Consider the following 11252-nt stretch of genomic DNA (forward strand, 5'->3'; position numbering starts at 1 on the left):
GGCCATGAATTTTGTATAATTTAGAGAATATACAGACTGGGGTGAAGAGGATGTATAAGAAGTATGTTCGCTTAAAGTTAAACGAAAGTAAAAAAACGATTTGTCGGATACGATATGATGAGTACGGAAGTCAGGTTGAAGTTAAATTGTTTAGTGAAGAAGAAGTACTAGATTTATCAGGATACCGAGTTAAGGTTTGTGCGAATCAGACGAATGGGAAAAGTGTTTTTAATAGATGTGAAGTTGTTTCAAATAAAGTAGGAAGTGTGTCTTTAAATTTAACTAATTATTTAAGTGATTTTGATGTACGTATACCATGTGAAATAATGGTGTATGGGCCTGACGAGGAGTGTTTAGGCACAGCTTCTTTTTACTTGGTTGTTCCCCATCCATTGGCGCTAGGTGATCAAGAGATGAGGGCGACTGATGTGAAGAAATCGACGTTATCACCAAAGATAAGAATGATTGCACATCGAGGTCTAAGTTCATTAGCACCAGAAAATACGTTGCTAGCTTATGAGTTAGCAGGGAAATATGGTTACTATGGGGCGGAATGTGATATTCATGAAACAAAAGATGGGGAGTTTGTGTTACTGCATGATGACACATTAGAACGAATGACAAATGGAAGTGGAAAACCGGAACATTATTCATTGGATGAGTTAAAAGAACTTATTATAAATGGTGGGAATCAGGTGAAAAAGTATCCTCATCTAAGGATTCCAACGCTTGAGGAGTATTTAGCAGTCTGTAAAAAATGGGGATTAGTACCGGTGATTGAGATAAAAGAAATTGAACCGAAGAGTGTGGCTCGATTGTTAGAGGTTGTTGCTCAGTGGGGAAGCCTTCAATATGTGGTGATTATTTCTTTTTCAAAAGAGATTGTAACAGAGGTTCGAAAATTAAATCATCAAGTAAATATTCAGTGGTTAGCAGAGATGACCATAGAAAATATTGATTATTGTGCGAGATATGACATGGATATTGACTGTTATAAAAAGCAAGTTTCAAAAGAAATGGTCGATTATGCACATAGTAAGGGAGTACTCGTGAATACTTGGACGGTTGATCATGGGGAAGAGATGCAAAACTTAGTGGATATGGGGGTTGATTGCATTAGTACGAATGTTTTGCTTTATAATCAAGCGTTACAAAGTAGCGGAAAAGTAAAAAGTTATTTATTTGATCATCGTGTAAATTATGTGACGTGTATTCATTCATCCATTGATAATCAAGGTGAAAATGAATGGATGTGGAGAGAGACGGGGAGAATTTTAGAGATTCGGGGAAATCATGAAGCTAAGAAGATGTTACAAATTAAGTTGCCAGGGTTAAATGTTGGTGATGTTGTGAGTATCTCGTTTTTCTATCGAAATATTTCAGGCGATGAAGTTCGAGCAGGACTTGAATATATTGAGATGGATGAGGCTTCGACGATTGAGCGAAGTATTAAAACAAAGGCTATTAATGATTGGGGATATGTTGATTGCCAGTTTATCGTGATGAATCAAGTGAGTGGGAATAAAGACTATTATAATGTCTTGATAGGATCCTGGAGTATGAGTAACTCCCATTTCATGCTCCGAGACGTTCGTATTAAAATAGAATATATGTAGTCAAGCTATAAAGGAGCCTTCAGAATTGAAAGCTCCTTTTTTGGTGTATTTAATGTTTTTATACATTAATTTACAACTTGTTTCTTGACATTGATGAAAATGCTATTATAATAGACTCGGCACAATAAATGATTTTTCGACAAAACGTGAGAATTTGACTCGAGAGGATAAATGAAGTACCTCATTTTTGTACTACCATGTGTAGATTTAAAAAGCAACAGAAATGGTCAATCAACGAGGAAAAATCGCATGATGAGTATTAAGAGGAAAGCAATTTAAATAGTGATTGCTTTCAATATTTTAAAATGAGGTGAAAGAGATGTCATGGTTAGTTGAAATCCTTCAATCATATCCAGAACTAGCATTATTTTTAACACTAGCCATCGGATATGCGATTGGAAAGATTCAAATAGGTTCATTTAAGATTGGAACAGTACCGGGTGTATTAGTAACAGGTGTATTAGTCGGTCAGTTAGGAATTACAGTCGATAATACGGTTAAAGCTGTTTTCTTCTTATTATTTTTATTTGCATTAGGATATAATGCAGGTCCTCAATTCTTTAAGGGATTGAAAAAAGAAGGAATTCCACAGATGATTTTTGCTGTTATCGTTTGTGTGATAGGTTTAATTTCAGCCATCCTTGTTGGGAAACTGATGGGGTTCAATGCAGGACAAGCTGGAGGACTTGCAGCTGGTGCTTTAACGCAATCTTCTGTTATTGGCGTGGCCCAAGATGCTATTTCTAAGATGGATATTTCAAATCAAAAACAGATGATGGACTTTGTGCCAGTTGGATATGCTGTTACTTATATTTTTGGGACGCTTGGATGTACCTTTATTTTAACGACATTCGGACCAAAGATTTTAGGTGTTGATTTAGAAAAAGAATGTTTAGAACTAGATCAACAAGCGAAAGAATCATTTGAAGATGAGTTCGTTAGTTCACATGCAAGTGATGTTTTATATCGTATGTATAAAGTCAATGATGAATATGCAGGGAAAACTGTTTCTGAGATTGAAGCACAGTTATCACAAAAAAATATTCGATGCTTTATTGTTAAGATTAAACGTGATAATCAGGTGTTTAAAGCTAATACAAGCACTCTTATTCATACAAATGATTGTCTTGCGATCGCGTTTAAAGAGAAGGATGTACAACACATTAAATTTCTTGATTTAGGAGAAGAAATTTATGATCATCAATTAGTTAATTTTAGAACAGAATCGTTAGATGTATGTGTGAAAAATCAAGCGATTATCGGAAGATCTATTCAAGAAATCCAAGACAATGATTTAACACGAGGAGTTATTATTTCTAAACTTAAGCGTGCAGGTGAAGAGGTTGCTTATACGCTAGAGACGAAGCTTGATAAACATGATGTCTTAACGTTAGCAGGACCTGTTGATGATGTTGAAGGATTAGTTTCTCGTATCGGGAAGCCTGTTCGTCAATCAGATGAAACAGATATGACGTTTGTTGGTCTTGGAATTTTATTCGGTGGATTAATCGGTGTTCCATCTTTAATGATTGGTAAGATTGGTATTACGTTATCAACAAGTGGTGGAGCGTTGATTATGGGACTAATCTTTGGATACCTTCATTCCCGTCGTCCAACGATTGGCCGTATCCCATCGGGTGCCACTTGGTTCTTAAGTAACGTTGGTTTAGCTGCCTTTGTTGCAGTGGTTGGAATTAATGCAGGACCAGGATTTGTGGATGGATTACAAAGTTCGGGATTGAGTTTCTTCTTAGCTGGAATGATGGTAACAGCTATTTCCACTTTCTCAGGAATTTTCCTTGGCAAGTATGTATTTAAATTTTCAGCTCCCGTTATATTAGGGGCAACAGCTGGGGCTTTAACAACAACAGCTGCTGTCGGTGGACTTTGTGAAAAAGCAAAAAGTAATGCGCCTGTTCTAGGATACACAATCCCATATACAGTAGGAAATATTTTATTAACCGTTTGGGGATCATTAATCGTGATGTTTTTCTCTTAACATAATAACAAAGCCTTAGATTGGAAGTCATTTGACTTCTCATCTAAGGCTTTTTCTATTATAATTTATCTAAATTTAAATACTGATTTAGTGTAGCTCTAAAGTTAAGTAGCAAAGCTTTTAGCTATCTTACCTGTGGTGGGAGAATATCAAGGTTGTTGATTGATAGTTGTAGATCAAATTATATTAAATACTTTTTTCATTTCAACGGTATAAATATGTCTCATTAGATTTCTCATTTTAAAATAGATGACTAGTTAATAACATTGAATGGTATTTTTAAGTAGGGGAGAGAGAAAATAAAGAAATCAAATTTATTATATTTTAGGGATATATGAACGAGGACCACCCTGCGTAGCTGGTTTCCTCAATTAATGGGGTGAATACAAAGTACAAATAAATTACCCTAGCAATTATAGATAAGATTGTCATAGACAATCGCTATGTGACCCAGTTGAGGAAAGCTAAGGTATCGTCTTTGACGATTTGCTTAGCGCAGGGAACACGATATTTAAGAAGTTTAAAAGTTATTAATCAAGGTATTGAATCTTAGGGTTTAATGCCTTTTTCTTTTTGAAAATACCGAATTTAATTTTCACAAAGGGGTGTTTTTCATTTTTCAAACTGGATTTTTCACACATATATATACAATTTTTTACATAAATGGTGTAAAAATGTATAAAATTTTGATATAATGACGGTAGTTATCAAGGTTATTTTCATATATAACGCAAATATGGTGCGTAAGTTTCTACCCGATTTCCGTAAAAAATCGGACTATGAGAAGAGATAGAACAGAGATTATTCGCTCTATCGCAAGGAGGTAACTACATGAAGAAAAATTCAGCTTATATATTAATGGTTCCAGGATTTGTACTATTACTATTATTTTTAATGTTGCCATTATGTTCAACATTGTGGCCAACAGTTTTTAATAATGGATTTTCTCTAAATCAATATATCGCATTTTTTAAGGATGAATATTATTTAGAGATTTTCTATCGTACGCTGAAAATCTCCTTGATTGCTACCTTGGTGTGTACAGTATTTGGAGTACCGACCGCCTATTTTATTTCACGTTGTTCAACAAAATGGAAAGGTTTATTAATTGCTATTTCGATTTTCCCATTATTAACGAATTCAGTTGTTCGTAGTTTTGCTTGGATTAATATCTTAGGTAAAAACGGGATTATCAACAATGCATTAATGAGCATGGGGTTAATTGAACAACCATTAAGTATGTTGTATACCGAATTTGCTGTCTTAGTCGGAACCATCTATTTATTCCTACCAATTATGATTATTACATTAGTTGGAGTTATGGATAATATCGATAACGATATGATGGAAGCCGCGGAGAGTTTAGGAGCTAATCGAATAACCGCCTTTATGAAAGTTGTGTTACCGATGAGTATTCCAGGAATGATTACGGGGGCAGTTCTTGTGTTTACAGGATCTTTAACAGCATACACAACTCCACAGCTTTTAGGTGGAAACAAAGCATTAGTTTTACCAACTTTAATCTATCAACGTTCAATGACATTGAATGATTGGACGGGAGCAAGTGTTATCGCAGCCATCATGATTGTGACAACATTAATTGTTATGAAGGGATTAAACTTCGTAGCAGCCAAAGTAGATAAGCGAGGTGAACTTGATGCGTAAACATAAAATGTTAACATTTATTTCAATGTTCGTTTTTGCTTTTTTATTCTTCCCATTAGTTATTATTACTGTAACTGCGTTTGGGACAGAAAATACTATCTCATTCCCAATTAAAGGGTTCACCTTTGACTGGTTTGTTAAAGCATTAACGTCAAAAACATTTATAGATTCTTTCTATTTAAGTTTTAAATTAGCATTTATATCAACTTTAATTGCGTTAGTCATTGGGATTCCAGCAGCTTATGGAATGTCACGTTACTCAGTTACAGGGAAGAAATTATTAAAAAGTTTCTTCTTATCCCCAACAATTGTTCCTGGGATTGTAATCGGATATGCTTTATTTCAATTCCTTGTAATTAAATTACAAATTCCAGTCTTCCAAGGATTATTATTAGGACACTTCTTAGTTGTATTGCCTTATATTATTCGTATTGTTGGTGCTTCACTTGAGCAATTTGATTTCTCGATTGAAGAAGTAGCGTGGAGTTTAGGATGTAATAAAATTCAGACATTCTTTAAGATTGTTTTACCAAACATCTCTAGCGGAATTATTTCAAGTTTCTTGTTAGCATTCATTAATTCATTTAATAATATTCCGGTTTCAATGTTCTTAACAGGTCCAGGGGTGACAACGTTACCAACGGCGTTAATGAATTATATTGAGTATTATTATGATCCAACGGTGTCAGCTGTTTCGGTCTTATTAATGGTGGCAACAATTGTAATCATGTTTATCGTGGAAAAAACACTTGGAATTAATTCATTAGCAAAATAGGAGGATACACCATGGCATTCGTAGAATTAAATGATATTCGTGTAACTTATGATGGAAAAAATGATATTTTAAAAGGTTTAAATTTACAGATGCGTGAAGGTGAGTTAGTGTCATTACTTGGTCCAAGTGGATGTGGTAAGACAACTACTTTACGCGTGATTGCAGGTTTTATTGATATAGCAGATGGAGACTTCTTAGTTGATGGTGATAACTTTACTAAGATTCCAGTTCATAAACGTAACTTTGGGTTAGTTTTCCAAAGCTATGCTTTATTCCCACATTTAACTGTAAAAGACAACGTCGCTTTTGGATTAAAGCTGCGTAAAGTGGACAAAAAACAAATCGAGGAAAAAGTCAATCATATGTTAGAAGTCTGTGGATTATTAGAGTATAAAGATCGTTTACCAAAACAATTATCAGGTGGTCAACGTCAACGTGTTGCATTAGCACGTGCTTTAGTCATCGAACCTAAATTATTATTACTTGATGAACCATTAAGTAACTTAGATGCAAAACTTCGTATTCAAATGCGTGTTGAAATTAAACGAATTCAAAAAGCATTGGGAATTACAACTGTCTTTGTTACTCATGATCAAGAAGAATGTTTCGCTATTTCAGACCGTGTAGCTGTTATGAATAAAGGGGTTATTGAGCAATACGATACACCTGAGAATATTTATGCTAGACCAAAAACTGAGTTCGTCGCTCGTTTTATCGGATTTGAAAACTTTATTCCAATGAAGCATAAAGAAGGCAACACATTCTTAAGTGAGGAATTAACATTTACGGTAACAGAATTACCAGAACCGGAAGCGACACTTGGAACAATTCGCCCAGATGATATTGAGATTGTTAAAGAAGCAAAGGAAAACTGTGTGAGTGGAAAGGTTCAAGTTCGCACATTCCTAGGTAAGAGTTATCAGTATGAAGTTGAAACAAAGTTAGGGAAAATTGTTGTAAATCATGATGGAGCAGATGTATATGAGATTAATGATGAATTAACAGTACATCTTCCAGCAAACAAAATCGTTTTAGTTTAAGCAAGTATAAAGGAGAATGAGAAGTATGAAGAAGACATGGAAATTAGCATTAGGTGCCGCAATGGCATTAACACTTGTAACAGGATGTTCAGCAACGGAAGATTCAGGGAAACAACAATTAGTCGTTTCAACTTGGGGATTAAGTCAAGATGTATGGGAACAAGAAGTTAAAATCCCATTTGAAGAAAAATACGATGTTGAATTAGTTTTAGATACAGGTGGAACAAACGATCGTTATACAAAATTAGCTAACAATCCAAACTCTACAGTTGACATAATTGAATTATCACAAGCAACTGCAGCAAATGGATATGAAGCGGGATTATTTGAAGAATTAGATTATTCAAAAATTCCAAATGCTAGTGAGTTAATTGAACCAGCAGCTGAATTAGCTGAGAACGGTTTTGGTGCTGCTTATACAGTAAACAGTATTGGAATTATCTACAATCCGGAAGCTGTTGGATTTGAAATCAACGATTGGTCAGATTTATGGAATGAAGAATTACAAGGAAAAATCTCAATCCCAGATATCTCAACAACGTTTGGACCAGCAATGGTTTATGTAGCAAATGATGTTGTAGGTGGAGATATTGAAGCCGATCAAGGTGAAGCTGCATTCAAAGCATTAGAAGAGTTAAAGCCAAACATTGTTAAAACTTATTCTAAATCAAGTGATTTAGCAAATATGTTTGCATCAGGTGAAATTGCAGTAGCGGTTGTTGGAGATTTCGGAATCCCTACAATTGAGCAAGCACAACCAAATGTTAAATTCGTCGTACCAGCATCAGGAACTTACGTAAACTTCAATACGATTGATATTAATAAAAATTCTCAAAATAAAGAGTTAGCTTACGAATATGTAAACTGGCGTTTAAGCCAAGAATTACAAAGTGCAACAGCAGTTAGCTTAAATGAAGCACCAACTAACAAAGATGTTGTTTTAGATGAAGAAACAGCACAAAATAAAACTTATGGTGAAGTAGCTGACAATGCTAAAGTGATCAACTATTCATTTGTTAATCCATTATTAAATAACTGGGTTGATCAATGGAACCGTATTGTTAATCGTTAATTAGGGCGGAGAATTCAATATGGATATGATCATAAAAAATATTTCAGTTTATCAAACATTTACACAACAATTTGAAATGAAAGATGTATTAATTGAGAATGGCCGTTTTTCTAGGATTGCTGATGAGCTATCAATCACTCATGAAGAGGTGATGGATGGAACAGGGAAATGGATGATACCAGGTCTAATTGATATACATATGCATATTGAAAGTTCTATGACGTTACCTTCACGTTTCTCTCAAGCCGTTTTACCTCATGGGGTTACAACCGTTGTGGCTGACCCTCATGAGATTGCAAACGTGTTTGGATTAGAAGGCATTCAATCATTTTTATCCAATGCAACTGCATTGGATATTTTTTATGGAATTCCTTCTTCAGTTCCGTCAACTTCACCTCAGTTAGAAACAACAGGTGGCTTCATTGGAGTGGAAGAAGTAAAGGAACTGCTTCAACACTCAGCTATTTTATGTCTTGGTGAAGTCATGAACTTTCAAGATTTATGTAAAAAAGAAACATCAACGATTAAAGAGATTATTAAAGTCTGTCAAGCGCTTAGACCATCTTTACCCATTGAAGGGCATTGTCCCAAAATTAGTGGAAAAGACTTAGCCGATTTCATTGGGGCAGGGGTAACAGCTGATCATACACAACAAACACCTGAAAGTATCATTGAAAAAATTAAGAGTGGAATGTTCTTAGAAATTCAGAAAAAATCAATGAATAAAGAAACGATTCAAACCTTGATGGATTATAATTTCTATGATTACTTTTCATTTGTCACTGATGATGTCATGGCGGATAAATTACCAAAAGGCCATTTAAATGAAATCATCAAATTAGCCGTTTCTTTAGGAATGCCTGTGGAAAAAGCAATCTATTGTTCAACATATACGCCAGCTAGACGAATGCATTTAGATGATCGTGGGATGATTGCTCCTGGTCGCTTAGCCGATTTTATTCTTCTGAGTGATGTCAATGATTTTATGATTCATTCAGTTTATAAAAATGGAAAGTGTATTGCAAGTGAGACTGTTTCACTAGAGGAAAATCATGATCAGAAGTTTCCTAATCACTTCTATCAATCCATTCAATGTAAAAAAGCTTCACCAGAAGATTTTGAAATTCATGTGAATGGCGTAAAAGCATTATGCAATGTCATTCAAACACAACCTCATTCAACGTTTACGAAACAGCTTCAAAAAGAAGTCCCAATTAGAGGTGGGATGCTAGATTATTTATCAGCAAACCTCTGTTTATTAACGATTTATGAACGTTACGGGAAGAATGGAAATATGGCGCATGCTTTATTAGATGCCCCTATCAACAAGCGCGGAGCAATTGCAACTTCTTGGGCACATGATCATCATAATGTCATGGTGATGGGGAATCATACTGAAGATATGATGTTAGCTCAACAGACGCTTTGCGAGATGCAAGGAGGGTATGTCGTTGTACAAGATGGTCATGTGGTAGCTAAAGCTTACTTAGAAATTGGAGGTATCATTAGTGCTCAGCCAATTGACGTTTTAGCTAAGCAACTTGAAGATGTTCGATTGGCGATGCAACAATTAGGTTATCAACATGATAATGAAATCATGTCTTTCTCAACATTATCACTTCCAGTCTCACCTGAACTGAAGGTGACTGATATTGGAATGATTAACACAAAAACACAAGGAATTGTTCCATTGATTGAGGAGGCTTATTATGAAGACATTAATTAAACATGCTTGGATTTTAACAATGGATGAAGTATTAACAACCTATCCTAAAGGAATGTTAATCATCGAAGATGATCAGATTTCTTATGTTGGAGAATATAAGGCGGAAATGGAGCAACATGTGGATGAAATCATTGATGCGGCAGGTGGTCTACTGATTCCCGGTATGATTAATACGCATGCTCATGTTTCAATGATTCCATTTCGTTCATTAGGTGATGATTGTCCAGACCGACTTCGTCGTTATCTTTTTCCATTGGAAATTGAATGTATGACAGAGCCACTTGTTTATGAGGCGGCACGTTATGGTATTTTAGAGATGCAGCGTAGTGGTGTGACGACGTTTTTAGATATGTATTATTTTGAAGAAGAAGTGGCTCGTGCCTGTGAGGAATTAAATATGCGTGGTGTGCTTGGTGAAACGGTGATTAACTTCCCAACCTGTGATTGTAAGGAAGCTTATGGTGGGTTAGCTTATAGTGAGGCATTCATTAGTAAATGGAAAAATCATGAGTTAGTCACACCTATGATTGCTCCCCATGCGACGAATACGAATGATGCCGCTGCTTTAAAGACAGCACATGAAATCGCTGAGAAATACGAGACGTTAATTTCGATGCATGTGGCCGAGATGGATTATGAAATGAAAGAATTCCGTGAAACGTACGATATGACTCCCGTTGAATATCTGGATTCCATTGGTGTTTTAAGTCATCGATTAGTCGCTGCTCATTGTATTCATATCAATGAACATGATATGAAGTTAATGGCAGAACGTGGGACAAGTGTTGCACACTGTGTGGGATCAAATATGAAAGCAGGAAAAGGAATTGCTCCTGTTAAAGAGATAATCCAGCATGGAATTGCTGTTGGCCTTGGAACAGATGGACCAAGTAGTGGGAATACACTCGATTTATTTACACAAATGAAAACAGCGGTTTATGCGCAAAAGACTCATTATAAAGATCGTTCATTATTTAAAGCTGAAGAAATCGTTAAATTAGCGACGATTGGTGGGGCGAAGGCATTAAAAATGGATGATCGCATTGGTTCACTTGAAGTTGGGAAACAGGCTGATATTGTCTTAATTGAAACAGATTCGGTAAATATGTTCCCAATTTATGATCCATATTCAGCGATTGTTTATAGTGCAAATGCCTCAAATGTAGATAGTGTTTGGATTAATGGTACTCGTGTCTTAAGTAATAAACAGTCAGTCTTTAATCTACAAGAAATTAAAGCAGCACTTCAACATGAAATGAAACTATTTCAAAAACGAGCAGTTGAACGTTCAAAAGAATTATAATCGATATAAGAAAACCTCAGATGGAAAATCTGAGGTTTTTATGTGCGCCCGGCATG

General features: G+C 35.4%; 8 protein-coding genes and 1 riboswitch. All 8 genes read left to right on the forward strand.

The genetic code is table 11. The annotated features are described in order from the left end of the window. Positions 1 to 50 precede the first annotated feature (50 nt). The 8 genes from NEH75_RS04190 (at position 51) to NEH75_RS04225 (ending at position 11196) form a co-directional block, all read left to right on the forward strand. The gene (locus NEH75_RS04190; RefSeq protein WP_262940883.1) at positions 51 to 1616 is read left to right on the forward strand and encodes a glycerophosphodiester phosphodiesterase family protein; all 1566 of its coding nucleotides are present in this window, start codon (positions 51 to 53) and stop codon (positions 1614 to 1616) included. Between the two features lie 319 nt (positions 1617 to 1935). Continuing rightward, a complete protein-coding gene (gene aspT / locus NEH75_RS04195) occupies positions 1936 to 3615 on the forward strand; it encodes an aspartate-alanine antiporter (protein ID WP_068759097.1) in 1680 nt (559 codons plus the stop codon). Between the two features lie 699 nt (positions 3616 to 4314). Beyond that, positions 4315 to 4415, forward strand: a riboswitch (purine riboswitch). Between the two features lie 31 nt (positions 4416 to 4446). Then, complete coding sequence (locus tag NEH75_RS04200) at positions 4447 to 5280, forward strand: ABC transporter permease (RefSeq protein WP_262940881.1); 834 nt, start codon at positions 4447 to 4449, stop codon at positions 5278 to 5280. Continuing rightward, entirely contained in the window at positions 5273 to 6055 is a 783-nt protein-coding gene (locus NEH75_RS04205; protein WP_055275123.1) for an ABC transporter permease, read from the forward strand. The genes NEH75_RS04200 and NEH75_RS04205 overlap by 8 nt, the downstream gene beginning before the upstream one ends. Before the next feature lie 11 nt (positions 6056 to 6066). Further along, positions 6067 to 7095, forward strand: coding sequence for an ABC transporter ATP-binding protein (locus NEH75_RS04210; RefSeq protein WP_055305704.1), 1029 nt, complete (start codon positions 6067 to 6069; stop codon positions 7093 to 7095). Between the two features lie 25 nt (positions 7096 to 7120). Beyond that, entirely contained in the window at positions 7121 to 8167 is a 1047-nt protein-coding gene (locus NEH75_RS04215; RefSeq protein ID WP_055275121.1) for an ABC transporter substrate-binding protein, read from the forward strand. A gap of 19 nt (positions 8168 to 8186) precedes the next feature. After that, on the forward strand, positions 8187 to 9893 hold the full coding sequence (locus NEH75_RS04220) for an adenine deaminase C-terminal domain-containing protein (protein ID WP_262948561.1): 1707 nt from the start codon (positions 8187 to 8189) through the stop codon (positions 9891 to 9893). Continuing rightward, positions 9877 to 11196 carry an amidohydrolase gene (locus NEH75_RS04225; RefSeq protein ID WP_262940879.1) on the forward strand — a complete coding sequence of 440 codons (1320 nt, stop codon included), beginning with the start codon at positions 9877 to 9879 and terminating at the stop codon, positions 11194 to 11196. Before NEH75_RS04220 ends, NEH75_RS04225 begins: the two co-directional genes overlap by 17 nt. Positions 11197 to 11252 lie beyond the last annotated feature (56 nt).

It is taken from the genome of Turicibacter sp. T129 (assembly GCF_025594975.1).
Taxonomy (GTDB): Bacteria; Bacillota_I; Bacilli_A; order MOL361; family Turicibacteraceae; genus Turicibacter; species Turicibacter bilis.